The 23,346-nt window shown below is 68.3% G+C and carries 26 protein-coding genes and 3 pseudogenes; 11 read left to right on the top strand and 18 right to left on the bottom strand.

The genetic code is table 11. The features are described from left to right. Together ACZ7IB_RS40640 and ACZ7IB_RS40635 are read left to right on the top strand one after the other, a co-directional pair. Positions 1-414: pseudogene (locus ACZ7IB_RS40640) on the top strand (DNA polymerase III subunit alpha); the annotation flags it as partial. Further along, a complete protein-coding gene (locus ACZ7IB_RS40635; protein ID WP_470919716.1) occupies positions 411-815 on the top strand; it encodes a DUF6300 family protein in 405 nt (134 codons plus the stop codon). The pseudogene ACZ7IB_RS40640 and the gene ACZ7IB_RS40635, both read left to right, overlap by 4 nt. Before the next feature lie 169 nt (positions 816-984). On the opposite strand, the gene ACZ7IB_RS40630 is transcribed toward ACZ7IB_RS40635, so the two are convergent. The 3 genes from ACZ7IB_RS40630 to ACZ7IB_RS40620 all read right to left on the bottom strand — a co-directional run bounded on the left by ACZ7IB_RS40630 (position 985) and on the right by ACZ7IB_RS40620 (position 2,368). Next, the gene (locus tag ACZ7IB_RS40630; protein WP_470919714.1) at positions 985-1,308 is read right to left on the bottom strand and encodes a hypothetical protein; all 324 of its coding nucleotides are present in this window, start codon (positions 1,306-1,308) and stop codon (positions 985-987) included. 350 nt (positions 1,309-1,658) lie between these two features. Continuing rightward, the gene (locus tag ACZ7IB_RS40625) at positions 1,659-1,988 is read right to left on the bottom strand and encodes a DUF6354 family protein (protein WP_470919712.1); all 330 of its coding nucleotides are present in this window, start codon (positions 1,986-1,988) and stop codon (positions 1,659-1,661) included. 101 nt (positions 1,989-2,089) lie between these two features. Further along, positions 2,090-2,368: a hypothetical protein gene (locus tag ACZ7IB_RS40620; protein ID WP_470919710.1), complete on the bottom strand. Its 279-nt coding sequence runs from the start codon at positions 2,366-2,368 to the stop codon at positions 2,090-2,092. A gap of 103 nt (positions 2,369-2,471) precedes the next feature. On the opposite strand from ACZ7IB_RS40620, the gene ACZ7IB_RS40615 reads away from it, so the two are divergent. Continuing rightward, positions 2,472-3,008 carry a hypothetical protein gene (locus ACZ7IB_RS40615; protein WP_470919709.1) on the top strand — a complete coding sequence of 179 codons (537 nt, stop codon included), beginning with the start codon at positions 2,472-2,474 and terminating at the stop codon, positions 3,006-3,008. A 172-nt stretch (positions 3,009-3,180) separates the two neighbouring features. Then, positions 3,181-3,531 (top strand): hypothetical protein, encoded by a 351-nt coding sequence (locus ACZ7IB_RS40610; protein WP_470919707.1) that lies wholly within the window; start codon positions 3,181-3,183, stop codon positions 3,529-3,531. 75 nt (positions 3,532-3,606) lie between these two features. Here ACZ7IB_RS40610 and ACZ7IB_RS40605 read toward each other — a convergent pair whose 3' ends face one another. Continuing rightward, a complete protein-coding gene (locus ACZ7IB_RS40605; protein WP_470919706.1) occupies positions 3,607-4,044 on the bottom strand; it encodes a hypothetical protein in 438 nt (145 codons plus the stop codon). A gap of 470 nt (positions 4,045-4,514) precedes the next feature. On the opposite strand from ACZ7IB_RS40605, the gene ACZ7IB_RS40600 reads away from it, so the two are divergent. After that, positions 4,515-5,351 (top strand): endonuclease/exonuclease/phosphatase family protein, encoded by an 837-nt coding sequence (locus ACZ7IB_RS40600; RefSeq protein ID WP_470919704.1) that lies wholly within the window; start codon positions 4,515-4,517, stop codon positions 5,349-5,351. A gap of 154 nt (positions 5,352-5,505) precedes the next feature. Here ACZ7IB_RS40600 and ACZ7IB_RS40595 read toward each other — a convergent pair whose 3' ends face one another. The 5 genes from ACZ7IB_RS40595 to ACZ7IB_RS40575 form a co-directional block, all read right to left on the bottom strand. Next, a complete protein-coding gene (locus tag ACZ7IB_RS40595) occupies positions 5,506-5,796 on the bottom strand; it encodes a hypothetical protein (RefSeq protein WP_470919703.1) in 291 nt (96 codons plus the stop codon). 174 nt (positions 5,797-5,970) lie between these two features. Next, positions 5,971-6,258, bottom strand: a complete 288-nt coding sequence (locus ACZ7IB_RS40590; protein ID WP_470919702.1) for a DUF6233 domain-containing protein — start codon at positions 6,256-6,258, stop codon at positions 5,971-5,973. Between the two features lie 127 nt (positions 6,259-6,385). Next, positions 6,386-7,096 (bottom strand): alpha/beta fold hydrolase, encoded by a 711-nt coding sequence (locus ACZ7IB_RS40585; protein ID WP_470919700.1) that lies wholly within the window; start codon positions 7,094-7,096, stop codon positions 6,386-6,388. A gap of 189 nt (positions 7,097-7,285) precedes the next feature. Further along, a complete protein-coding gene (locus tag ACZ7IB_RS40580) occupies positions 7,286-8,419 on the bottom strand; it encodes a hypothetical protein (RefSeq protein ID WP_470919698.1) in 1,134 nt (377 codons plus the stop codon). A 45-nt stretch (positions 8,420-8,464) separates the two neighbouring features. Then, complete coding sequence (locus tag ACZ7IB_RS40575; RefSeq protein WP_470919696.1) at positions 8,465-8,779, bottom strand: hypothetical protein; 315 nt, start codon at positions 8,777-8,779, stop codon at positions 8,465-8,467. 599 nt (positions 8,780-9,378) lie between these two features. On the opposite strand from ACZ7IB_RS40575, the gene ACZ7IB_RS40570 reads away from it, so the two are divergent. The 5 genes from ACZ7IB_RS40570 (at position 9,379) to ACZ7IB_RS40550 (ending at position 13,907) form a co-directional block, all read left to right on the top strand. Continuing rightward, on the top strand, positions 9,379-11,163 hold the full coding sequence (locus ACZ7IB_RS40570; protein ID WP_470919694.1) for a sensor histidine kinase: 1,785 nt from the start codon (positions 9,379-9,381) through the stop codon (positions 11,161-11,163). Between the two features lie 120 nt (positions 11,164-11,283). Then, on the top strand, positions 11,284-11,703 hold the full coding sequence (locus tag ACZ7IB_RS40565) for a roadblock/LC7 domain-containing protein (RefSeq protein WP_392185939.1): 420 nt from the start codon (positions 11,284-11,286) through the stop codon (positions 11,701-11,703). Then, positions 11,700-12,056 carry a DUF742 domain-containing protein gene (locus ACZ7IB_RS40560; protein ID WP_470919693.1) on the top strand — a complete coding sequence of 119 codons (357 nt, stop codon included), beginning with the start codon at positions 11,700-11,702 and terminating at the stop codon, positions 12,054-12,056. Before ACZ7IB_RS40565 ends, ACZ7IB_RS40560 begins: the two co-directional genes overlap by 4 nt. Then, positions 12,037-12,654, top strand: a complete 618-nt coding sequence (locus tag ACZ7IB_RS40555) for a GTP-binding protein (RefSeq protein ID WP_470919692.1) — start codon at positions 12,037-12,039, stop codon at positions 12,652-12,654. Before ACZ7IB_RS40560 ends, ACZ7IB_RS40555 begins: the two co-directional genes overlap by 20 nt. Beyond that, positions 12,651-13,907, top strand: a complete 1,257-nt coding sequence (locus ACZ7IB_RS40550) for a cytochrome P450 (RefSeq protein WP_470919690.1) — start codon at positions 12,651-12,653, stop codon at positions 13,905-13,907. The genes ACZ7IB_RS40555 and ACZ7IB_RS40550 overlap by 4 nt, the downstream gene beginning before the upstream one ends. 133 nt (positions 13,908-14,040) lie before the next feature. Here the strand turns inward: ACZ7IB_RS40550 and ACZ7IB_RS40545 are convergent, their stop codons facing one another. The 6 genes from ACZ7IB_RS40545 to ACZ7IB_RS40520 form a co-directional block, all read right to left on the bottom strand. Continuing rightward, positions 14,041-15,270, bottom strand: coding sequence for a cytochrome P450 (locus ACZ7IB_RS40545; protein ID WP_470919689.1), 1,230 nt, complete (start codon positions 15,268-15,270; stop codon positions 14,041-14,043). A gap of 47 nt (positions 15,271-15,317) precedes the next feature. Continuing rightward, positions 15,318-15,788, bottom strand: a complete 471-nt coding sequence (locus ACZ7IB_RS40540; protein ID WP_470919687.1) for a hypothetical protein — start codon at positions 15,786-15,788, stop codon at positions 15,318-15,320. Between the two features lie 231 nt (positions 15,789-16,019). Beyond that, on the bottom strand, positions 16,020-16,292 hold the full coding sequence (locus tag ACZ7IB_RS40535) for a DUF6225 family protein (RefSeq protein WP_470919686.1): 273 nt from the start codon (positions 16,290-16,292) through the stop codon (positions 16,020-16,022). Positions 16,293-16,486: 194 nt separating this feature from the next. Then, the gene (locus ACZ7IB_RS40530; RefSeq protein WP_470919684.1) at positions 16,487-17,443 is read right to left on the bottom strand and encodes a S66 peptidase family protein; all 957 of its coding nucleotides are present in this window, start codon (positions 17,441-17,443) and stop codon (positions 16,487-16,489) included. A gap of 11 nt (positions 17,444-17,454) precedes the next feature. After that, entirely contained in the window at positions 17,455-17,643 is a 189-nt protein-coding gene (locus ACZ7IB_RS40525) for a hypothetical protein (RefSeq protein WP_470919683.1), read from the bottom strand. Positions 17,644-17,865: 222 nt separating this feature from the next. Continuing rightward, positions 17,866-19,872 (bottom strand): ABC transporter ATP-binding protein, encoded by a 2,007-nt coding sequence (locus ACZ7IB_RS40520; protein ID WP_470919682.1) that lies wholly within the window; start codon positions 19,870-19,872, stop codon positions 17,866-17,868. 586 nt (positions 19,873-20,458) lie between these two features. On the opposite strand from ACZ7IB_RS40520, the gene ACZ7IB_RS40515 reads away from it, so the two are divergent. Continuing rightward, positions 20,459-20,863, top strand: a complete 405-nt coding sequence (locus ACZ7IB_RS40515) for a GFA family protein (RefSeq protein ID WP_470919680.1) — start codon at positions 20,459-20,461, stop codon at positions 20,861-20,863. A 252-nt stretch (positions 20,864-21,115) separates the two neighbouring features. On the opposite strand, the gene ACZ7IB_RS40510 is transcribed toward ACZ7IB_RS40515, so the two are convergent. From ACZ7IB_RS40510 to ACZ7IB_RS40500, 3 genes and pseudogenes are all read right to left on the bottom strand, one after another. Continuing rightward, positions 21,116-22,180 (bottom strand): NUDIX hydrolase, encoded by a 1,065-nt coding sequence (locus ACZ7IB_RS40510; protein ID WP_470919678.1) that lies wholly within the window; start codon positions 22,178-22,180, stop codon positions 21,116-21,118. 472 nt (positions 22,181-22,652) lie between these two features. Beyond that, positions 22,653-22,824: pseudogene (locus ACZ7IB_RS40505) on the bottom strand (IS630 family transposase); the annotation flags it as partial. Between the two features lie 169 nt (positions 22,825-22,993). Further along, positions 22,994-23,326: pseudogene (locus tag ACZ7IB_RS40500) on the bottom strand (transposase); the annotation flags it as partial. Between the last annotated feature and the right edge of the window lie 20 nt (positions 23,327-23,346).

Genomic DNA, 23,346 nt, shown 5'->3' with positions numbered 1-23,346 from the left:
GCGGACCGCGACGGCGAGATGGAGATCCTTCTCTTCCCGGCCACCTACAACCTGGTCCAGCATGCTCTGATCGCCGACACCGTCGTCTCCGTCCAAGGACGCCTCAACGACCGTGACGGCGCGGTCAGCATCTACGGGCAGGAGATCCAGGTACTGGACGTGTCCTCAGCAGAGAGCGGCGGCCGGCCGCCGGTCACGCTGTCGTTCCCTGCTCACAAAATCAACGAGCCGACGGTTTCCGAGCTCAAGCGCATCCTCGCCGCGCACAAGGGCGAGAGCCCGGTACGGATGCGAGTTCAGACGCCCGCGAAGACTGTCCTGTATGAGCTGGGCTTCCTGGTAGACCCGACGTCCGTCGCCTCCGACATCAAGGGAACTTTTGGCCCCGACGCCTGGCAGGGTATGGCCGTATGACAGCGGCCCAAGGGGACGAGATTGTCCTACGGGTTAGCACCCCGCCGCGCTGCGCATGGTGCGGCGGGGACACGCTGCTGCACGTCGAGTTCCGGCAACCCTGGAGCGACAGACATATCGGAAGCCGTCGCCCGGGGCCGCGGGCTGTGCCTGCGGACACCCCTCGCGGCGAAGAGAACCATGCGCTGCGGGAAGCCGTTCTCTGCCCGGCTTGCGACCATGGCGAACCGGCAGCGGACGGCCTCCTGGCCTTCTTCGCCATCAACGCAACGCTCCGGCCCGCTCAACTCGACACGTTCCACTCCCTGGTCGCTGGCTGGGTCGACGTGCTGCGAGGCCGACGCGTCAACGAGCAACAGCTCGACGACGAGTATGAGCGCTGGCGTGCCGGCGATCTGTAGAGAGCACAGGGCGTGACAGCACGACGTTGCCAGCGCACCATCACACGCGGTAGCTACAGTCTTCCTTGAGGAGAGGCTCGGACGCGGGGACGGGTAGACGGTTGTTCATCGCGGTGCTCCTGTATCCGGTCTGGTGATGTGGTGGCGTGCCTGCGCAGACACGCGTCGTTCAGGTGTTGGCCGTGCTGCCGAACAGGGGTTCCGGATGCTCGCCGTCGGGGCCCGGGCAGGCCCGGACGGTGCACCAGTGCAGTCCGGCGAAGGTATCGCCTCCCCACGCGATCAACGCGGCGGCCGTGAGACCGCGGGCCAAGGCGTTGAACGCCTGCGCTGCCTCACCCTTCTTCGGCGACACGAACTGGAGGACGTCTCCCTTGGAACCGATGACGCCGGCCGCCTCCACAGCTATCCGCTGAAGCGCGGCAGGCTTGAGGCGGCTGAGGTCGGCGATGTGGAGTGGAACGGCGATGCGCAGGGTCTCTACCAGGGTCACGTTCTGTGCCGCGGCGGATTCAGCTGCACTGGGACGTGCACGCAGACCGACAGGAGACGGCGGTGTGGACGGGGGGACGGCCATTGGGTTTCCTCGGCGGTCGGCTGCGACTGACGAGGTGGACGATGAGGTCAGAGAGCGCAATGACCTGCAGCGTCGCGAGAATCTGCCGGGCGCATGCAGTTGGCGAAGGGCACGTGCGCCCGAGGGCGGACAGGCGATGCCGTGACTGCCAAAGGAGGGTGCGGACTTGGTGATGAGGCAGAAGTCGTGAACAGCGGCGACGACCTGCCCGGTGGAGACATCAGCTTTCCACTGAGCAGGTCATCGCCGACGGCAGCGGGCCCGCGTCAGGACGTTGACCGGACGACGCGCAAGGCCGCCTGGGCATATTCAGCCGCCGATGCCCCAGGACGGTGGATTCGGGTGATCTCCGCGAGCAGCAGCGTGTACAGGTCCAGCTCCGCCTCGGGAACAGCATCCTTGACGAGCTGGAAGGCCGGTGCGCTGAACCGCTTCAGGGCGATCTTGACGGACTTCCCCGTCGTTCCGTGGGCGTCATGGGTGACGACGCACTCGGCGCGGTCCTCGGCGATGGCAACGACCCGCAGCCGCCGATCGCGTGCAAGCTGGTCCTTGGCCATGTCGCGCCATTCCTGGTCGACAGTCACCTCGGTCATCTGCTTCCTCTCTACCTGAGAACTTGCAATGGGAGCGTTGTTGGTGCGGCGACCAGCCGTCGTCAGGGCCTGACGACGGCTGCCGCGCACTGGCGCGGGAGTCAGCCGCGAGGAGTGGCGGACTGCTGATCCGCGACGGTCAACGACGTGGCCCGCACGTGTCGCGCCACGTGCGCGTCGTTGCCGGTGTAGAGGTCGAACCCACGGCATCCCGGGGTGTCGTCGCACATGCACAGCTCGGCGTGCAACTTGTGTCCGCGCAGCTGACGGTGGGAGCCGGTGTAGTAGACCTTCGTCCAGCCGAAGCGACCGGCCGAGACGATTACCCGAACGGGATCCGGTGCGGGCTCGGCGGTGACCGGAGTCGGCTCCGGGTCCACCCGGGATCGGATGCCCCGCCGACGCGCGTGCCCGTACCGTTGCCGCCTGTTCTGCCGAGGACCGTGACGTCGCCCGGCACTGGTCACCGCACTCCCCACAGACATGGACAAGTCGGACGGCGCATGGTGGCAGGCGGCCTTGCTGGCCGATACCTTAGACATGGAAGCGGAGGCGACGCGCTTTCGCAGACGAGCGGGAGAACGGGTCAACGATTCCTCGGCCATCGGGGCCATCGTCAAACAACTGAGCGATGGCGATCCCCTCGCCGTCCGAGCGGAAATCTTGAATGTCGCGGCCCGAACCGGCGAAGACGGCGTCCACTACGAGACTGTCCGACTGCTTCTCGACTTCGGATGGATAGCCGAGGCATGCGAGCACGTATTCCGGCACGCCCGCGAGCCCGGGATTGCGCCCTTCTTGAGAAACGCGGTCGTCGGCATGACGATCACGGCACAGCCCACAGACGCGGCCCTGCAACTCGCGGCTGCGTTGGCTGAGGTGAGCGATCCTAGTGATCCCTCGGGCGATTTCTGGTCCCGGACGTGGGCCGAGCTGACGGAAGACCTCCAGCCACTCGAGGACGTCATGGCCCGGGGCGAACGCTGGCCGCCGTCGGAGTCGGCCAAGAAGGGCACATGATTCTTGTCCAGTACTGCCCCATGCCCCAGCCCGACACATTGTTCTCCGACAACCGACTTGCCTAATGAACGCCGAGGGTGTCCGGGAGATCCCGGGCGGCCGCGTAGCGCTGACAAGCATCGGTTCCGTAGTTGCCATGAACGGCTTGCCGACCACCACATAGGGTCAAGGGGTGACGAGAACCCTCTTTGAGACGGTCTTTCAGGATGCTGTTCGCGCGCTGACGTCTGGGAACTGGTTGATCCTGCAGCCGGACATGGACGCGGCTGCGGTCCTCTGGGAGCGACTGTGGACGTCCTTCCAGGACGTTCTGGAGGCGGAGCAGCCTGATGCCCAGCGGGTGCGAGCCCGACTGGACGCGGTGCCTGCCGCATGCACAGCGGCACTCGAAGTACCGGGCATCGACCAGCGGTTCACCGCACTGCTAGAGACGCTGCCGCAGGCCCTGGCCGAACAGGACCAGGTCCTGGGCAGGTTCGGCACGCTGGTTGCCGCGATCTGCAGTGGCCCCGAGGTGGAGTGATGCACTCCGAACGGGCCCTCGGTCCGGCGGTCTGGCAGGCAGGGACCACCCTCGCCAGACCGTGCCGCAGTCACGTCACGGGCCCGTACCTCCGATGCGTGGGAGCGTGCTCTCGCGCAGGTGGGCCAGCAGTGGCAGAAGGGTCTCCGGCGTAGCGTCGCCGACAAGGATGATGTAGCTGAGGACGGCCCGTGCGATGGCCTCCGACTGTGCTGGACTCGCGGTCGGCGCGATGTTGGTGAGCGTGTCAATGAGGAGCTTCGACACCCGTACAGCTGGGTCGGCGTGCATCGCCTCGGCAGCGTCCTGCAGTTCCTGTGGGGACAGACCGTCGTGGATACCGAACCGGCCGGTCAGCAGGAGTTGCATGATGTTGTCACCGAGTTGGGTGACCAGGACCGGCGTGGATGTCTCTGCAGGACCGTGGTCCAGGAGCGCCGCCATACTTGCCGCGTCCTCCCTCCAGACCGCCTCCAGGTACCCGCAGGCCCGAAGGACGTCGTCAGGGGCCATCCTGTCAACCACTCGTACTCCCACACAGTCGTCGGTCCACGCAGTCAGGGTAGCGATGTGAACGAGCGGCCACACCAGGATCACTGAGTCGATCCGGGATGTGATCAGCCAAGGACGGAGTGTTCGGTGCCGCCGCCGACCGGCACGTCGTGGGCCACGGTCACGCCTTCGCCACCCGTGCCCAGACCCCCTACTTCCGTGCCGTCCTCTCCGCCCCGATGCCGCCGTGTGGATGGGCGCACGCAGCCCGGCCCACCGCCAGGTCACGCCCAAGCGGCTCGGAGCGGAACAACTATTGGCACGCTGCACGCCCAGAGTGACCACGCCATCAGAAGCATCGTCTGGTCGAAATGTTCAGCTCTTCCTGCCTTCAATCCTGAAATCGACAGATGGTGAAAGGCAGGGAACGGCCGTGCCCCCGGCCTGTTGGCTATGGTCTGCAGCACACCGACATTGCTTTGGGGGACCGTGTGCAGCTGCGCATCACCACGTTCAATACCCTCTTTGGTGGACACTCCATGCAGGGGTTCGGAGCCCCGGAGCGGTGGACAGGGCAGATGGAGTTTCTGCGCAAGCTGGGCTCGGACGTCATCGCACTTCAGGAGTGCAACGGGTGGGACGTACTGGGCAGGCAGCGCCTGCACCTGGCTGTTCGCGACGCTGGGATGGCCGCTGGGGTACTGGCCGAGGCAAACCACACCACGGCCGGGCACCGCTTTCACACCGCGATCCTAGCCAGCTCTAGGGTCCTTCTCGCCGGTGAAGGAGCGAACCGGGAAAAGTACCATCACACCCTGGGCTGGGCGGACTTCTTCATCCCTGGCCTGGCCCGGAAACTGGAAGTCCGAAATGTTCACCTGGACCCTTTCGGCCCGCATGGAAGGATCACCGAAGTCGAGCCGCTCAAGATTCACGGTGACCCCAGCAGACTGTCGATCATCCTGGGGGACTTCAACTCTGTACCGCCGACGGCTCCGGAGGCGGACTGGGAGACTCTGCCCCGGCACTCCCGGCTCCACCACCGAGAGATTGCCGATCCGTCCCGGCATGCACGGACCGCTGCCGAACTGCTGATTTCCTCCGGTCTAGTTGACACCGCCGCCCTGAAGGGGCAGGAAGGTCTTCCGACCGGCGGATTCGAAGCCGGCGACGTTACTCGCCGCCAGGACCTCATTCTTGTCAGCCCTCCGCTCGTCCCTCTCGTTACTCAATACAACGTCCACATGGAGCCTGTGCATCTGGGCTTGTCTGATCACGCAGCTATCACCATCACCTTGGACCTCAACGCCCTGGCTTCGGATAGTTGACCCGGTCTCGACCCATCGTGCCGGCCTATGCCGAAGACGTAGAGGTATCTCCGGTTCAACTGTGTATCGGGCTGTTCGTAACGTGATGCGGGGAGAAAGCGCCTGGCACCTGCGCTGATGCGACCGATGGGGGCGCCCCCTCGGTGTTCGTGTCTCAGCGGGCGCGGGGCGGATTCATCCGGGCATGCAGCAGGGCGCTGCGGGTGAGTTCGGCGCCCTGCTTGTGGTCCTCGTTGAACAGCGCGGTCAGGCCCTTGGGCGTCTTCCAGTGTTCGCGCAGGTTGAGGATGGCGCCGAGGTCGGCCAGGAGCGCGTCGACGACCGTCGCGGCCTCACTGGGCCGGTCGCCCCAGCCTTTGCCCCACCACAGGTGCTCGGCCGGTGTGCACGGGGCGGGGTGGAGGTGGCCGTCGCCGGTGGTGACCCACACGGTGTGGTGCAGCACGACCGAAGCGAGCTCCCCACCGCCCCGCTGTCACCTCTACATGCACCAGGCCGGGGCGTGGCAGGGCGGCCGTGATCTGCTCTGTCGTCATCGTCACGACCACACCCACGCCAACCGCCGCTGATGCGGTTCCGGGAAGGCCTGTGTCCCACCCTTGCGAGGGACAGAGCCCGGTCAGTCGAGTACGCGGAGATCAGTGTCTGGCCGACAGTGGAGGCAGGCCCGGACTCCGCCCATGAGTGCGGCCACTGCTTGCTCACGGGTGATGGCGCGGTGCTTCTTCCCAATGACGTAGCAGTGACCGGCATGGACCTCAGTGGGGGTGATCCAGCACCGATGCCCAGTTCGAGCATCCAGTCCGGTGGGGGCGGGCGGCGCTCCTCGCCCTGCTGGCTCGCGGCCTCCCGCCGCTCGGCCGCCTTGATCGCTTCGTCGATCTCCCTCAGGCACGCCGCAGTGCATATCCGCAGGGTGCGGAGGCGCAGCAGGTCGGGCGGCAGGCCCGATCACATGTGCTTGACTTGGGTGGACGCGGTTGACGTCACTCTGGTTGGGGTTGCTGGCCGGTACGCCGCTCATCCGGACTCCGTCAGTGCACGAGGCCGTCGATCAGTTCCTCCAGCGCCGCGCTGATCTCTTGCGGTTCGGTGAGCATGGTCAGATGGTGAGCGGTTCGACGTTTGACGCACCAGCCCTCTCGCTTGGCCTGGAGAGCTTCGGCCTCGTAGGCATCGCTCAACTGCAGGTAGGCACTCCGGGAAGGGGCGGGGCCTGGATGTGCCGGGGCACGTTCCTCGAAGTAGGCCAAGGGAAGACGGGGGAGCTCCGCGCAGAAGCGAGCACGCAGGTGCGGGTCGGGCAGCAGTTCCTCAACGGTGCCCGGCGGGAACCACTCGTTCCAGGGCGGCAGCCTTCCGTCCAGAGCAAGCCCCCACAACTGCTCACGAAGTTCCACCGGGGCTGTGTCGAACCACCTGAGGTCGGCGTGTGGCAGGAGGGCATCGACGAAGATCGTGCCAACGACCGTCGCTGTCGTCGTGCTGGTGATGGCGGGCAACAGGGCACCTGCACCGCTGTGCCCCACCAGCACGATCTGTCTCCCACCTTCGTGTCGGTCGACCTCCTCCGCGACAGCCGCAGCAACCCTCGGGTAGAACGGTCCGGTGCCGCCGAATACCCTCGCCAACGAGGGCACGATCGTCACGTGCTCTCGGGCGCGCAGCACTCTCGCGACGGGCTGCCAGGTCAAGGCCCCCACGAGAGGGCTGTGCACCAAGACCAGGGCCGGTCGTCCTCGCATGACACCTCACTCACGATCGGTCACGGCTTCCGGAATGGTGTGCCGTTGGCCACTCGGTGATCCGTTTGTAGGCTATGCGGTGAGTTCGGTCGGGAGGACGGGATTGTCGGTTCCTCCATCGATCGGGTGCAAACGGTCCTTGGCCGCCGCGGTCACTCGACGCGCTGCTCTTCCTCCTCGGGGACGGCCTCACCCGGGGGCGTGCACGAGCGGAACATTCCCGATCTCGGAACCCGCCTCCGGCAGCCCCAGATAGTCACGCACCGCAGCATTGTCCGCTGTGGCGTCGGCGAGGCGCGCGGCCTGCTCGAACGCCCTGGCCTGGATACGGGCGATCTCTTCGGAGGCGTCCTCGATCGGGTATCCGGCGTCCATGAACATCCGCACACCGGTCTCCAGCGACATGACCCCCGCACCGACGGCCTTCACGACATCTTCCAGGATCGCGGCCCGGTCGGTCGGGGTGTGGGGGCCGAACGCAATGCGGGCGGGCAGGGTCTGCCCGGCGGGCCAGACCCGGCCGGCCTGGTGGAGGCGCGTAACCATGCGGAGCAGCACGGCGTACTTGTGCGCCCGAGCCAGACGCAGCTGCCCGACGAGCGCATCCAGCGGGCCCAGCCACAGCGCGAGAGCGTAGCCGCAGGGGAGCGCGGTGGGGTCGATGGTGCCGAGGCCGGCGGCCGTGATCCGGCTGTTCGTGGCGACCCGGTCGATGAGGTGGTCGGTGCGGTTGCGGAGTTCGGCGAGCTGGTTGGAGGTGTCGAGGACGTCCATGCTGCCGCCCTCACGGAGGCACAGGACCATGCCCGGTGTGGCGGTCAGCGGCTGGGGCTGGCCGGTGGTGCGGTCGACGGGCAGATTGGCGCCGGACACGGTGAGGATCGGTGAGCCTGTGGTAGCCGAGGCGGCGGAGGAGTCGGTGTCAGTCGCGGCGATCTCGTCCAGGCCCTGGATGACCTTCGCGAGGATGGGCTGGCCCCAGTGCTCCCCGGCGTCCGGGATCGTGTTCGTGACGTGAACGACTGGGAGGAAGTCGACCATCAGGTCCAGCTTGTCGAGGACTTCGCCATCGGACCGGACACGGTAGGCCGCCTTGTTCTCCGGCAGGTTGTAGACGTCGTGGCCGCCCTTGAGGTCTTCGAGGAGCCATTCCGCGTCGGAGGGGTAGCAGGTGATTCCGGACGGCTGGTTGGGTGCCCGGGGATAGGTGCGGCGGATCCTGCCAGTGTCCGGGTCGATCCGGTCGGCGTTTGCTGGTGTCCGGGCTGACGGCAGTCCTCGCCGCCGGGGGCGGAACGAGTCCGGCCCTCGCGAGGCCTCCACTCCCCGACGCCACCACAGGACGGGCGAATCTTCCCGGTCGGAGGACTACTTCTCGCGCAGAGTCTCGACTTCGGCGGCCAGCACAGCCATGTCGCGGACGTGCGTGTAGTACCTGGTCGCGTACTCGTCGTCGATCGCAGGGAGAACCTTCTCGAACACCGCCGTCAGCCGGATCAAGCCTTCACCGCGCCGTTCGTCGAGCGGGCCTTTGAGAACGCCCAGGGCGTAGCCGTAGGCGTCCGCATCAAGCGTCACCATGTCCTGGTCCTCGATGTCCAGGCCGCGGAAGCTTGGCGGGAACGGCATGACCGTGTGCTCGGCCATCGCCTGCGAGAGCGCTTCGAGCTTCTCTTCGAACATGCACAAGATCCTGCCGGATCCCACCCGGCGAACCAGTGCGGTCAGGGCACCAGATGGATGGCCGTCGCCCGGGGCTCCGCGGGGAACCCGGGGAACAGAACCCGGCGTACAGCCCGACTCGTCCGCCGGTCACCTCGCCCGGGGCGTGCCGCCCTTCCGCTGACCGGGGTTCACCTCAGCCGCCTCCGCCCTCGTCGGGTGTCCCAACAGCCCTGGAAGTTGGGTGGGTTCGGTTTCGGCATGAGTGTGGTTGGCTTGAAAGTGGCTGTTGGTGTTCGGAGTTGGCGTGTGGAAGGTGCTCACTTTTACAACTTGGACACTTCGTCAACGCATTTGCAGCCTGTCCCTGTGCGCCAGCCTGGCTGAGGGGAAGCCATCTCCCATATCACGGCCGGGCGTTCAAGAGGCTGGTTCACGACGAACTCGGGTCACCGGCAGACTATGCAGATAGTCAGATCTTCTCGCGCGGCAGTGTGGCTAGCATGAGCGAGTACCCGGTCGGAAGATCGTCGTCCTCTTGGCGACCCCCTTTCCGACCTGCGGCCGCCATGAGTCGGCTGCCCCGTTTCTTCTGATCTCATGGACCGAGGGACCGCGGAATGTCAGTGCCTGCACCGCTCAGTCAGCACCGGCCGGCGAAAGCGCCGCGCACCTCACCGACCACGCCCCTGGTCGTGCTGGTGGTGAGTGCCGCGGCCAGCGGCGTGGCCGTCGCCCTCGCGCCGTCCGGCGCCCGCTCCTGGGCGCTGACCGTGGCGGCGGTCGCCTGGGTGTGCGTGGCCGCGGCCGCCCTCGTCAGCCACCGGCTCGTCCAGCGGGCCCGGCGCACCGCCGCCGCGCAGACCTCCGAGACCGGCCGACTCAAGGCGCAGTCGGCGCAGCTGTCGGCGCAGACCGCGCACCTGGTCAACGTGACGCTGCCCGCCGTGGCCAAGCGGCTGCGGGACGGCACGAGCGCGGCCGACGCGCTGGGCAGCGTGCCCCCGCCGTCCGACCCGCAGCTGGGCCGGATCGTGCACACGTTCGCCGCCGCCGTCGAGGAAGGCGTGCAACACGCGGCCGCCCTGGACGGCGAGCGCCGGCAGGCCCAGTACGAGCTGAACGAGGCGGCCACCGCGCTGGAGCGGCTGGCGCAGGAGACCCTGCCCGCCGCGCTCGCCCGGCTGCGCGAGGGCCAGTCCGCCAACACGGTGCTCGCCGAACTCGACCTGCCGCGGCTGCCCATGGTCCGCACCCCGACCGAGTCGTTCGTCCGCGAACTCGCCCACAGCGAGCGGCGCGCCGCCGCGGCACAGGCCGCCTCTGCCAGGGCGCTCAGCCGCGTCCAGGCCAAGTCCGTCAGCATGCTCGCCGACCTGCGGGACATGCAGGAACGACATGGCGAGGAGGTCTTCGGCGACCTGCTGAAGCTGGACCACAGCACCTCCCAGCTCGGCCTGATGACCGACCGGCTCGCGCTGCTCATGGGCGGCCGGTCCAGCCGCGCCTGGAACAAGCCGATCGTGATGGAGAGCATCCTGCGCGGCGCCGTCGGCCGAATCGCCGCCTACCAGCGGGTGCGCCTGCACTGCTCCACCACCGCCGCGATCTCCGGCTTCGCCGCCGAGGGCGTCATGCATCTGCTCGCCGAACTGATGGACAACGCCGCGAACTTCTCCCCGCCCATCGACGAGGTGCACGTCTACGTCGAGGACCGCAGCGCCGGCATGGTCGTCACCATCGAGGACAGCGGCCTGAAGATGGCCGACGCGGCCATGCGCCGCGCCGAGGAGGCGGTGTCTGGTCACATGACCGACCTCGCCTCGCTCCAGGGCACCCGGCTCGGCCTCGCCGTGGTCGGACGGCTCGCGGTGAAGTACGGCATCAGCGTCAACTACCGCCCCTCGTCGCGCGGCGGCACCGGCGTCGTCGTCCTGTTGCCCCAGCAACTGCTCGCTCAGCAGCGCGAGTCGGTGTCGCGTGAGGCGGCTGGCCGCCCCGCCGCGGGGACCGCGCCCACGCCGGGCCCCGCCGCCTCGCCCGCCCCGGCCCCGGCGCCCGAGCCCTCCTCGCGCCCCGGCGTCCCGGAGCGGCCCGCCGCCTGGCGGGAGCTGCCCGAACAGGGACAGCCCGGGCTCGCCACCGGCTCCACGCGGAACGGCCTGACCGTCCGCGCCCCCGGCCGCACCATGGCCGAGGCGGACCGGGAGCGCGAGCTGCGCCGGTCGGCGTCCGAGGTGGCATCCGGGGCCGCGTCCGAGACGGAGGACGGGGACCGCCCGGAGCAGCGCCCGGCACGCGACGCCGGCGCACAATTCGGCGCCTTCCACCGCGGGCGCCAGGCCGCGGGCGGCACCGCAGGGCCGGATGCCCGGCCCGAGTCCGAACCGCCGGCCGCCCCGTAGCCGCCGACCCCTTTCCCGCACGGCGCCCGGGGCGTCGGCGCCCACTTCCCGCTCGAGTTCCTGAGATTGGAGGAACGGGCCGGTGACCGGTCAACCGGCACCACCGTCCCATCACCCATCATGCAGACCACCGACAACAGCCTCACCTGGCTCCTCCAGAGCCTCCTGGAGCGCACCCCCGGCACCCGGCACGCTCTGGCCCTGTCCCGGGACGGCCTGAAGCTCTGCTGGACCGAACACCTGACGGTCGACCAGGGTGACCAGCTGGCGGCGATCTGCTCCGGCATGCAGGCGCTGGCCCACGGCGCGTCCGTGGAGTTCGGCGACGGCACCGGCGGCGTCCGGCAGTCCATGACCGGGTTCCACGGCGGCCTGCTGTTCATCGTGGAGGCCGGCGAGGGAGCGCATCTGGCCGTCCTCGCCGAGGAGGACGCCGACCCCGGCGTGGTGGGCCATCAGATGACGGATCTGGTGGAGCAGATCGGCGAGCACCTGCGCGCCGAACCCCGAGAGCCCGTTCCGGGGAGTGCCGCGTCGTGATACGCAAGCCCGTGGACACCGGTGACCCCGACCGGCTCTACACGGTCACGGCCGGCCGGAGCCGCGCCGACGACTCCTTCGACCTGGTCACCCTGATCGTCAGTGAGTGCCGGCCCACGGCGGGAATGCAGTCGGAGCACGCCCGGATCCTGGAGCTGTGCCAACACCCCACGGCTGTCGTCGAGATCGCCGCGGAGCTGAAACTGCCCATCACGGTGGTGCGGATCCTGCTCGGCGACCTGCTCGACATGGGCCGCATCACCGCCCGCCACCCGCGCGCGGCGCGGTCCGTCGCCTCGCTCCCCGATTCCGCCCTTCTCAAGGAGGTGCTCCATGGGCTCCGCAACCTCTGAGCTGCCCTCCCACCGCACGCCACTGGCCGACGCGGCGGAGACCGGCCTGAAGATCGTCATCGTGGGCGGTTTCGGTGTCGGCAAGACGACCCTGGTCCGCTCGGTGAGCGAGATCCGGCCGCTGAACACCGAGGAGGTGATGACGCAGGCCGGCGTCGGCGTCGACGAGACCAGCGCGGTCGCGACGAAGACGACCACGACGGTGGCGTTCGACTTCGGACGGATCAGCCTCAACGAACGCATGGTGCTCTACCTGTTCGGCGCGCCGGGCCAGGAACGCTTCTGGTTCCTGTGGGACAGGCTGTTCTCCGGAACGCTGGGTGCCGTGGTGATCGTGGACACGCGCCGGATGAACGACTCCTGGTACGCGATAGACCGGCTGGAGCACCACAAGACGCCGTTCGTGGTGGCCGTCAACCGGTTCGACGACGACACCCACCGGTACTCCCTGGAGGAGATCCGCCAGGCGCTCGCGCTGCCCGAGCACGTGCCGATGCTCGACTGCGACGCGCGGGTCCGGCAGTCCGGCAAGGACGTGCTGGTCACCCTCGTGGACCACCTGTACGAACTGGCGATGGCCCAGGAGGCGACACCATGACCGACCCCTCTTCCGCGCAACCGGCTCCGCCGGGCTGCCCCGCCCACACCGACGCGGTGCGCCTGGCGGGGCTCGAGTACCAGCAGACGCCGTCGCAGCTGTACCGCGCGATGCGCCGCGAGCACGGCACGGTCGCGCCGGTGCTGCTCGACGGGGACATCCCGGCCTGGCTGGTGCTCGGCTATTCCGAGGTAACGTACGTGACCAGCCACGACGAGCTGTTCGCGCGGGACTCCCGGCGCTGGAACCAGTGGGAGAACATCCCGGCGGACTGGCCGCTGCTGCCGTACGTCGGCTACCAGCCGTCGGTTCTGTTCACCGAGGGCGACGAGCACCGGCGGCGGGCCGGAGTGATCACTCAGGCGCTGGAGGGCGTCGACCAGTTCGAGCTGGCGCGCAACTGCCAGCTGATCGCCGACCGGCTCATCGCCGACTTCGCGGGCAGCGGGCAGGCGGAGCTGATGACCGGATACGCGCACGCCCTGCCGATGCGGGCCGTGGTGCAGATGTGCGGGATGCCGACCTCGGGTGAGGATACCCAGCAGCTCGTCGAGGACCTGCGGATCTCGCTGGACGCGGCGGAGGGCGACGACCCGGTGGCGGCGTACGGGCGCGTGGGCGAACGGCTGCGGCAGCTGGTGAAGGACAAGCGGGAAAGCCCCGGTCCGGACGTCACCTCGCGCATGCTGCTGGATCCGGCGGGACTGACGGACGAGGAGATCGTCCAGGACCTGATCTCGGTGATCGCCGCGGCGCAGCAGCCGACCGCGAACTGGATCTGCAACACGCTGCGGCTGCTGCTGACGGACGAGCGGTTCGCGGTGAACGTGTCGGGCGGCCGGCTCAGTGTGGGCGAGGCACTCAACGAGGCGCTGTGGCTGGACACGCCGACACAGAACTTCATCGGGCGCTGGGCCGTTCGGGACACCCAGCTGGGCGGGCGGCAGATACGGGCGGGCGACTGCCTGGTGCTGGGGCTGGCCGCAGCCAATACCGATCCGCAGATCTGGCCCGATTCGCACGTGGGCGCGGAGAACGCCGCGCACCTGTCGTTCAGCAACGGCGAGCACCGCTGCCCCTATCCGGCACCGCTGCTGGCTGACGTGATGGCGCGGACGGCGGTCGAGACGCTGCTGGAGCGGCTGCCCGACCTGGTGCTGTCGGTGGAGCCGGAGACGCTGACCTGGCGCCCGTCGATCTGGATGCGGGGGCTGACGGCGCTGCCGGTGCAGTTCACACCAGTGGTCCAGTAGGCCGGGCGCCCGATGACCCGGTAGGGCAGGCGCCCGGTCGTGCGGCTGCCCGGCCCACCTGGTGATGCGGCAGCGCGGGCACATGGGCTCCTGGGCGGGGCCCGTCACCTCGGCGGTGGTGCCGGTAAGGCGGTCAGGCGGCCGTCACGGGCGTGAACCGCACCGGCAGGCGCTGCGGTCCGCGGGTGAAGACGCCTTCCTCGACCGGGTCGAAGCCGTCGGCGAGGCGTATGTCGGGCATGGCGTCCAGCAGCTGGCTGACGCCGATCTCGACCTCCGCCTTGGCGAGCAGCGCGCCGACGCAGAAGTGCCGGCCGAGCGCGAAGGCGAGGTGGTCGGCGGCGGCGGAGAAGGCGGTCGTGGTGGTCAGGTCGTCGCGGAAGATATCGAAGCGGTCGGGGGCGCGGTAGCGGCTCTCGTCGCGGTTGGCGGCGCCTATCAGGCAGGTGACGGTGACACCGGCGGGTATGGTGCCGCCGCTGAGCTTCACCTCGGTCGCGGACTGCCGCATGATCATGTGGACGGGCGGGCTGTATCGCAGGGTCTCGGCGAAGGCTCGCGGGATCAGGTCGCGGTTCGCGCGGACGGCGGCGAGCTGGTCGGGGTGGAGCAGCAGGTTCGCGAAGATGCTGGCGATCGCCTTGTCGGTGGTTTCGCCGCCGGCGGCGAGCAGCAGGCTGCAGAACGCCTTGATGTCCTCGTCGCTCATCCGCACACCGTCGACCTCGGCGGCGCACAGCGTGGACAGCAGGTCGTCGCCCAGGTTCTCGCGGCGTTCCCGGATGATCGGCAGCATGTACTCGGCGAACTCGACACGGGTCCGTTCGCCCGCCGCGGCCACCTCGGGGTCACCCGAGAGGTTGCCGAGGAAGGCGATGACGGACGTGTACCAATGGTGGAAGCGCGCGTGGTCCGCCTTGTCGAGGCCCAGCATGTCGGCGATCACGTTGACCGGGAAGCGGGTGGCGTAGTCGTTGACCAGGTCGGCGGAGCCGGAGTTCCGGAAGGTGTCGAGCAGTTCGCGCGAGTTGCGCTCGATGACGGGGAGGAACTTCTCCTGGAGGTCGGCGCCGCGGAAGGCGGGGGCGACGAGGGCGCGGCGCACGGCGTGCTCACGGCCGCTGAGCTGGAGGATCGTCTTGCCGTGCACGGGCTCGATCTGCCAGTCGTAGTTGTTGGTGGTGAACTCGCCGTTCTTGTCCTTGAAGACGCGCTCGACGTCCTCGTAGCGCGAGATGATGTAACTCTGCGTGGCCTCGTGCCAGATGAGGGGCGCGGCGTCGCGCATCAGACGGTACGCCGGGTAGGGGTCCGCGGCGAACTCGGGCGAGAGGATGTCGGGCACCTGCTGCGCGGTGGACATGGGGCTCCCTCAAGGTCAGTGACTGGCTTACAGCACAAGGTAATTGATCAATAGTCAACCGAGACAGCCCCCACTGCCTCCTCCCCGGCTACCCCACTGGCAACCGTTGGCTGAAAACCGCCACTTGAACTCGGCCAAAGCGGCCATGCCGTCGTATCGGCCCATGCCTGCATGCCTGTTTGCCTGCACCTCGGGGGCGGCAGCGTCCGCCGTGGACAGCGGGGCTCAATCGCCAGATCCGCCGGGCTTTCGAGCATGTGCCTTTCGGCCGCTCCGTGAAGCCCTGTTTGGTGCCCGGCTTGGTGCTTGGCGTAGTGGCTCGGGAGGTCGGTCAGGACCTGGTCGAGGTGTTGGCGCAGGGTGAGGGCGTCTTCGGCCAGGGCGGTGAGCAGGGTGGCGGTGCGGGAGAGGAGCATGACGGCCGCGTCGGCTTCGGCGGGTGCGGTCGGGTGGGTGCCGGACGGCTGGTCGAGGTCGATGACCAGCAGCGTGCCCAGGCCTCGGTGGCCTCCGGTCACTGCTGGGCCGTGCCAGCCCGGAACGTCCGGGCAGACGGCGTTTCCCTGGTCATGGAGGGGGCGGCCGACGAGGGTCACCCGCAGGGCTGGCGGACGGGGTCTGGCGACTCCTTGACCCGTTCGCGGTCCACGCGGCGTCGCCCGGTTCAACGGCGTGTCAAGCCGGGACGGTGATGATTGCCTTGCCGACTTGGCGTCAAGACGAGAGGAACGTGATTGTCATCGGCCTGTTCAGTCGAGCACGTCGTACTCACCAGCCGCCCAATCAGCGAAGAGCGTGAATGCCTTCTCAGTCTGCGTGCGTTCGGCTGTGGTGGAGGTTGCTGGCCACCAGTTCTCCACGTGGCGGGCATCCATCAGCACACAATCGCGGTATCCATCGAAGCTCCCCGGGTCTTCAGCGACGCCGATATGGATGGGAACATCATCGGGCAGGCCCCTGATTGCTTCGCGGAGCTGCGCCGCGTTCCATACCTGCGGTGCGTGTTCAAAGGTGTCGGCCATGGGCACAGGATGCCGGACCGGGCGGGTAGTTCAGATGAAGACACGGCGTGCCCACGAGCGCGTACGGCCACCCGGCTGGTCACCGAAGCTGGCTGAACCTGGAGCCGATACGTTCCCGGCGACCACACACGGTGACGGACTCGGGAGTCTGTCACCGCTGGGCAGTCTGGCCCGCCGGATGAGGCAGTCGGTGGTCAGGTGACGGCTGACTGAACCGTGAGGGTTCCTTGGGTGGTGTCGATCGTGGCCTGGGTGCCGAGCGGGATCGTCGGAGGGTGCAAACCGTGTCCGGCGGGGAGTCCGCCGAGGACGGGGACGCCCAGGCAGGTCAGCCGGTCACGCAGCACGTCGGCGATGCCCCATCCTCCCAGGGTCGGATCTCCGGCATCCTGGTCGAAGCCGAGGAACTGACCGAGCGCGACACCGCGCAGCCCCTCCAGGGCCCCACTACGGGTCAGCTGGGTCAGTGCGCGGTCGACCTCCCCAAGCCCTGTGCCTCTCTGGTGTTCGAGAAAGAGGATGGCCCCCTGAAGGTTCGGAAGGCCGGCTCCGGCCTCGGTACGGAGCGCGTCAAGGTTGCCGCCGATCAGGACTCCGGTCGCGGTGCCGTCGAGGGTGACCGCCGCGCTGGCCTCGCTGGAGTCCCGGTGGAGAATCACGGGGTCGGTGGTCATCAGCGCGCTGCGAAGCGCGCCGGCCGAAGCGGGCCCGGACCATTCGTCGCTCCAGTTAGCGAACGGGCCATGCAGTGATGCCAGGCGGCATTGCGCCCACAGGGCAAGGTGGATGTGCGTGATGTCGCTGAAGCCGACCAGGGGTTTCGGGACGCGCTGCAGGGCGTCGGTGTCCAAGCAGTCGACGATACGGTAGGCGCCCTTGCCGCCCCGTGTGGCGATCACGGCGCGGACTCCTGGGTCGCCGAACGCGGAGTTTAAGTCGAAGGCACGATCCTCATCCCGACCAGCCATATACCCCCATTGGTCGAAGACGTGCTCACCCAACTCGGCCTCAAGCCCCCATGACGTCAGTAGCCCGACGCCACGGGCGACTCCCTCACGGTTGGGCGGACTGGCCGGAGAAACGATCCGCACCCGATCCCCGGGCCGCAGCCGCGGCGCTCGCACGCTCTGGAGACTGTCGAAGGTGTCCATGCCGAGATCTCCTACACTTCCCGAGCCGAAGCGGAGCCCTGCACATCAGTCTCGCCGGGCCACTGCCACACCCTTGGGTTCCGGGCAGCGCGCAGCTGGATTGGATGGTCGACCGTGTCGGTGACGAAGAAGCAGCCATGCACCGCGGCCTTGGGCAGCGTGGCCACGTGCGCGGCGGGCGGGATCCAGTCTCCGCTCACATGTATCTCCTCAGGTTTGACGGGGCAACTGCCGCTGGTGGAGGCGGCGGTCGCCCGGCGGGGCGGTGTCTTCCTGGTGGCTCGCGAGGGTCAGATCGTCAGCTGCCGCAGGCCCGGACGACGCAGTTGCGGGTGTCGGTGCCTGCGGGGCCTTGCCTGACCTCGCGCGTACGCCAGCGGCAGTCCCGGCAACTACACCGGTTCCGGCCTGCGGATCCGCCCTCACGCCCCTTCCCCAGCAGGCTGCTTGTCGTCCTTCACGCCGCTGCTCTGGGCGGGGACCGTGGGGTGGTAGGCACGGGACTGCAGCAGATACGCGTCCCGGAACGCTCCCGTACCCGCCTCCGGATTCATGAGCTCCTCGAACGTCCCGGACTCGGCGACACGTCCCTGGTCGAGGACGTAGATCAGGTCGGCATGGCGTACCGAGTGCAGCCGGTGCGTGATCAGGATGACCGTCTGGCCCTGGCCGGCGAGATTGCGGATCTGGTCGAAGACCCGCTGCTCAGTGACCGCGTCGAGGGCGCTGGTGGGTTCGTCCACGATCAGTACCTCGGCGCTTCGGAACCGGGCCCGGGCGATACCCAGGCGCTGCCACTGCCCTCCGGAGATCTGATGCCCGCCCCGGTACCCACGGGCCAGCAGCGTCGACAGACCCCGCGGGAGCTTGGCCAGGACCTCATCGGCGCCCGCATAGGCGGCCGCAGCCTCGACGGCGGTGTCGTCCATCGGCCCGGTGGAGCGGCCGATGCCGATATTGACCCGCGCGGTGAACGGCCACCTGTAGAAGTCCTGGGCCACCATGGCAACCCGCCCGAAGATCTGGGACCGGTCCGCCTCGGCAGTGTCGACGTTGCCCCACAGGACCCGTCCGCTTCCCGGATCCGGTTGGTAGAGGCCGCACAGCAGTTTCACGAGCGTCGACTTGCCGCTGCCGTTGCTCCCCACGAGCGCGACGATCTTCCCTGCCGGAATGGTGACGTCGACATCGCGCAGGGAGGGCTCCGGGGTGGTGCTGCCGGGGTAGGTGAAGGTCACCTTCTCAAAGCGGATCCCCTCCACCCGCTCCGGCAGGTCGAGCCCGGTTGTGGGGATGGCCCGGTCCGTGGCCTCCACGCACAGCTTCTCGAAGTCGGCGACGAACAAGGCTTCCTGGTGCAGGTCGGTGATCTGCAGCACGAGCTGGTCAAGGCTTGCCGAGCCGGTGCGGATCGCCAGGACCGCGGTGCCGGCCACCGAGAGTTCCATCCCCCCGGTCCACAGCAGCACACCCAGCACCCCGTAGGTGAAGACCGCCGCCAGGCCCGTGGCGCCGTCGGCGATCAGCCCTTTGCGCGCGGACTCGCGGGCCAGGCGTGTCTGCTCACGCTCACTGGTCTGCGCCATGCCGCGGAAGTGAGTCAGCAGGAACGGGCCGACATCATGGACCCGGACCTCTGCGGCCGCCTGCTGATCGATCAGCAGCCGCCCCAGCAACTGCCCAGCTCGGGCATGCTGAACGAACTGATGAAAGGAGACGTAGCGCATCTTCGCGATCGTCAGCGAACTCCACGCGCTCGGCAGCGTCATCGCCACCAGCAACGGCAACAGCGCCACGTGCAGAACAGTCAATACACCCGCCGCGGCGACCAACGAGATCAGCGAGTTGAGGACCGCGGTGCAGTACTTCACCATCCGCCGCGCCGATTCAGCCCCGTAGCTGGCAGAGTCCAGCAACCGGTGAAACTCATCGTCCTCGATCGCGGACAGCTCCACCCGGGCCACCAGCGACAAATACCGCTCGGTCGCCACACGCTGCACCTTCGGCTCCAGCCCACCAGTCGCCGAAGTCGACGCCGACCGCAGCAACGACCCGATCACCCCGGTGACGGCGACAGCGGTCAAGGCCGGCACAGCCCGGTCCAGCCGCTCGACCGTCGAACCGCCAGCCAGCAGATGCCCCAGGACCACGTTGACCGCAACGAGACCAACAGCCTGAGCAATGCCCCGGCCCAACTCGGCCATCCACACCGTGCGCAGCGCCCGCGCGTCAGCCTGGTGCGCCAGCCGGACAGCGATGGCAACCAGCTTCGGCAGCGTACGCGCCATCGCCCACAGATCGAGGGCGAGCCACGCCCCCTGGTGCCGGTTCCAGCCGATGTCGTATGCCAACTCCCCGCCAAACAGAAGGCGTTCGGAATCCGAGACCTCAGCGCCGGCCTTCGTCTGGTCAGCGGACTCCTCACTCATGCCCTCCACCTCGTATCCGGGCGTGCTGAACGGCGGTCGCAGGTGTCAACCTGCTGCACCCCGGGGGTGGGAAGGGCCGGGACGGGCCGCCGTCGTTCGAATCCGAGGGGCTGATGCGCGGGGGCGGGTACAGGATTCATCGTGTCCTCCAGCAGGCCATCGAATGGCACGGATGCTCTAGAAACGGGACTTCTGGCTCGCCGTAACGGGTGACGGCGGGGGGAATGCGGGACGCCTGTACGAATGCCGAGGCCGATGCCAGGCGCCGTGGGGCGGGTCCTTTGAAACGCCCTCGTTCGAGGGATGGTCGCCCGTTCGGCCGCTACCTCGGAGAGTTTCCGGCCAACCTGAAGCCCCGGCCGACCCGTGCAGGAACAGCGCACCGACGGCGCGCGCCGCACGGAGTCACGGCGGCAGCAATGGCCCAATTCCGTGCGGCCACACCCCCGCCGCCGAGCCGGCGTGCCAGGCTGCCACCCACCGCGGCGCCCCCACCCGCCCCAACTCCGCCAGCGCACCTGCCCTCTTGCGGCACGGCGACGCGCCTCCACCACCCCGACGATGCCGCGACAGCGAGGAAACCCCCATGATCGACAACCTCACACCAGAGGTGTTCACCGGCGGCTGCCTATGCGGGCACATCCGTTTCGAGGCGACCGGGGAGCCTTACGACCCCCACTTGTGTTCCTGCCCCCACTGCGCCCGCCTGTCTGGCGGCCCGCTCATGGGCTGGGTCGGTTTCCGCCGAAGCGCCTTCACCTGGACCGGGCCCGGCATACCCACTTCGTTTCGGTCCTGGCCCACGATGGAGCGGTGGTTCTGTTCCTTCTGCGGAACGCCCCTGGGAGGGGCGGGCGACGGGGCGGAGTACCTCGGGATTTGTCTCCCGGCCCTGGACAACTGGGCCGGGATCACCCCCATCGGTCACAGCTACCGTGACATAACCCCCGCATGGCTTCCGCCCATCCCCTCCACTCAACCAACGTCCTGATCTTCCAGGCCCGAGGGAGTCCCGACGAGCACCGTCACCGGGTGGGTGCAGGTCACTGGTGTCCTCCCGTGGGTATCAAGGCGGCTGAGACTAGGCGCGGGAAGCGGTCACGCGCGGACCGCTGGCCGGCCTGAGTGTTCACGGGCCGAAGATGGTTGGCATTCGGGACCGAACGGCCCGCGTTCGGATTCCTCCACTTGGCAGAGCGACGGCGGTATGCGAAAGCGAGCGAGGCCGTGCTCAGCCACGAGCTCACAGGATCCCGCCCGTGTGGGGGAGCTCGGTGACGGGTTGCCGGACCGGACGGGGCAGGCCGAGTCGTTCCCGTGCGGCGTGAACGGCGGCAAGCTGATGGTCTCCTTCCGGACCCCAGTCGAACAATTGGCGGACTTGTTCTGAGGTGGCGAGGAGACGGGCGTAGGTGTGTCCCGTTGCGGGGTCGGGCCGCCATGGCCCGAAACTCGTGAGCCGGCCGGCCATGCGTACGCGGGCGCACGGGCCGGGCTGCCGGACGGCGCTGTCGTCGTACAGGTACCCGAGGTGGAGCAGCCGTTCACCGATGCGGGCGTGGGCTTCTTCTGCGGCTTCGCGGCGCAGGGCCGCGGAGGGGTCGCCGTGGTCGCCCGGATCGAGAGTGCCGCCGGGCAGGCACGCCGATCCGGTGTCGGTGCCGATCAGGACGAGGACTCGGCCGTCGGGTGCAAAGAGCCAGCCCCAGCTTTGCTGGACGGGGAGGCCGCTCGGGACCGTTGCGCTGTGCCAGGACCAGCGTTGGGGCTTCCGGGTGGTGGCCAGGACTTCGTACCGGTCCAGCGGTGTCGGATCGAGGGGGCGACTGTCTTCGAGCAGAGCGGTGGTGCCGTTGATGCGTGCTCGGAGCGCGGACAGAGTACGGCGTGCATCTCCGGGTTTCATGATGTCAGGGAGTTGGGCGGGTTCGGCGAATTCGATCGCGAGGATCTCGCGGTCGGGCAGGCGGACTGCGGCGATCTGCTTGGCGCTCCAGGTACCGCCGTCGTACACGAACAGCACTTCGCCGGGGAAACGAGTTTCGCCGGGGTACCCGGGGGCGCTGGAGGGAATCCAGTCGACGGCGAGGCCACGAGTGTACCGGGCTGTGACACCGAGTTCTTCGAGCGTCTCGCGCGCGGCGGCCCGGGAGGGCGATTCGTGGGCGTCGACGGCACCGCCGGGCAGCAGGTGGACATCGCGGTAGTCGACCCTCTGGACGAGGACTCGTCCGTAGGTGTCGGTGATCAGGGCGGAGGCGCCCGTCCACAGGGTCACTCTGGACGCGCCGTATTCCGCGTCCGTCATCGCCGTTTTGGAAGGGGATGGGTCATTGGGGACGAGTGTCATCTGCTCTCCGATGCAGGCTCATGTTGACGGCTGGATGGGTGATTCGGACCGGAGACGACGCTCTGAGCAGTCCTCGACCAGCCGAGTTTCCGCGGCTCGTAGCCGACGCTCCGGTGAAATGGTTTGTCGTGCGGTCGGCTCGGGCGGCCCACTGACGCTGGTGAACCCGGTTCTGTGCGGGAGTTTCGAGGCAACATGCTTGCAAGGCCGCGGCTGACGACTCATGGACCGATAGCTGACTTGGGGCCCACGTACGAACCAGCCCCCGCCAGCTCGGAGCTGGGCCGCGAGGCCGCTCCAGAGCCGATACCGGCAGCCGGTTCCGGAAGCAACCGGACCGCGGACGGCTGCAGCTGAGGCGAGGCATGCTGCGCAGCATGTGTGCCTGAGAGGGCGTGCTCACGGCGGACAGACCGAGCCGGTCTGGGAGCTGCTCGGCCTGGACCAGTTTCGCGATCACCGGGACCCGGTTCCCGCCAGCCGAGGCCAGCAGCATCATCGCGCGCCGGAACCGCATCGAACTGGTGCTGCCCCGGCGCGATCTGCTGCAGGTTCTGCTCCTCCTGGTCGGATAACCTGCGCACACGGACAGGCTTGGCCATTGCGCCTCCAGCGGTCGGGTCGGACGTCACCGCATGCATCCAACCGCCGCGACCGCGAGCCGGGCGAATCTTCCCGGTCGGAGAGCTACTTCTCGCGCAGAGTCTCGACTTCGGCGGCCAGCACAGCCATGTCGCGGACGTGCGTGTAGTACCTGGTCGTGTACTCGTCGTTTGCGGAGTCGAGGACCACGCGGGAGAGATCGAGCAGTCCGCACTCGTGAATGCGGTCGAGGACGGCTTCGTGCAGCCGGCCCCAAAGTCCGGCTCTGGACCAGATTGCGAAGCGGCGGTTGGCGGTGGACTTCGAGATCCGGAAACACGGTGGCAGAGCCCGCCAGGCACACCCACTCACCAGCACATAGACGATCGCGGCGAACAGCATTTCATCAGGCGTGTCCTGAGTCTCGCCGCCCTGCGGCCGCAGCTTCGACGGCGGGATCAGCGGCTTCGCAATCTCCCACAGCCCGTCCGGGACAATCCAACTCCACGTATCCCGCCCCATGCACAGCCCAACGAGCGATC

The organism is Streptomyces sp. NPDC037301 (assembly GCF_055602785.1).
Note: the sequence above shows the minus strand (reverse complement) of the source record. Positions and strands in the feature narration are given on the sequence as shown.

Bases quoted from the DNA above. Each gene is read 5' to 3' on its own strand.
- ACZ7IB_RS40635 (WP_470919716.1), top strand. From the start codon at position 411: ATGACAGCGGCCCAAGGGGACGAGATTGTCCTACGGGTTAGCACCCCG.
- ACZ7IB_RS40625 (WP_470919712.1), bottom strand. From the start codon at position 1,988: ATGACCGAGGTGACTGTCGACCAGGAATGGCGCGACATGGCCAAGGAC.
- ACZ7IB_RS40615 (WP_470919709.1), top strand. From the start codon at position 2,472: ATGGACAAGTCGGACGGCGCATGGTGGCAGGCGGCCTTGCTGGCCGAT.
- ACZ7IB_RS40605 (WP_470919706.1), bottom strand. From the start codon at position 4,044: ATGGCCCCTGACGACGTCCTTCGGGCCTGCGGGTACCTGGAGGCGGTC.
- ACZ7IB_RS40590 (WP_470919702.1), bottom strand. From the start codon at position 6,258: ATGCACTGCGGCGTGCCTGAGGGAGATCGACGAAGCGATCAAGGCGGC.
- ACZ7IB_RS40585 (WP_470919700.1), bottom strand. From the start codon at position 7,096: ATGCGAGGACGACCGGCCCTGGTCTTGGTGCACAGCCCTCTCGTGGGG.
- ACZ7IB_RS40575 (WP_470919696.1), bottom strand. From the start codon at position 8,779: ATGTTCGAAGAGAAGCTCGAAGCGCTCTCGCAGGCGATGGCCGAGCAC.
- ACZ7IB_RS40570 (WP_470919694.1), top strand. From the start codon at position 9,379: ATGTCAGTGCCTGCACCGCTCAGTCAGCACCGGCCGGCGAAAGCGCCG.
- ACZ7IB_RS40565 (WP_392185939.1), top strand. From the start codon at position 11,284: ATGCAGACCACCGACAACAGCCTCACCTGGCTCCTCCAGAGCCTCCTG.
- ACZ7IB_RS40555 (WP_470919692.1), top strand. From the start codon at position 12,037: ATGGGCTCCGCAACCTCTGAGCTGCCCTCCCACCGCACGCCACTGGCC.
- ACZ7IB_RS40550 (WP_470919690.1), top strand. From the start codon at position 12,651: ATGACCGACCCCTCTTCCGCGCAACCGGCTCCGCCGGGCTGCCCCGCC.
- ACZ7IB_RS40545 (WP_470919689.1), bottom strand. From the start codon at position 15,270: ATGTCCACCGCGCAGCAGGTGCCCGACATCCTCTCGCCCGAGTTCGCC.
- ACZ7IB_RS40535 (WP_470919686.1), bottom strand. From the start codon at position 16,292: ATGGCCGACACCTTTGAACACGCACCGCAGGTATGGAACGCGGCGCAG.
- ACZ7IB_RS40530 (WP_470919684.1), bottom strand. From the start codon at position 17,443: ATGGACACCTTCGACAGTCTCCAGAGCGTGCGAGCGCCGCGGCTGCGG.
- ACZ7IB_RS40520 (WP_470919682.1), bottom strand. From the start codon at position 19,872: ATGAGTGAGGAGTCCGCTGACCAGACGAAGGCCGGCGCTGAGGTCTCG.
- ACZ7IB_RS40515 (WP_470919680.1), top strand. From the start codon at position 20,459: ATGATCGACAACCTCACACCAGAGGTGTTCACCGGCGGCTGCCTATGC.
- ACZ7IB_RS40510 (WP_470919678.1), bottom strand. From the start codon at position 22,180: ATGACGGACGCGGAATACGGCGCGTCCAGAGTGACCCTGTGGACGGGC.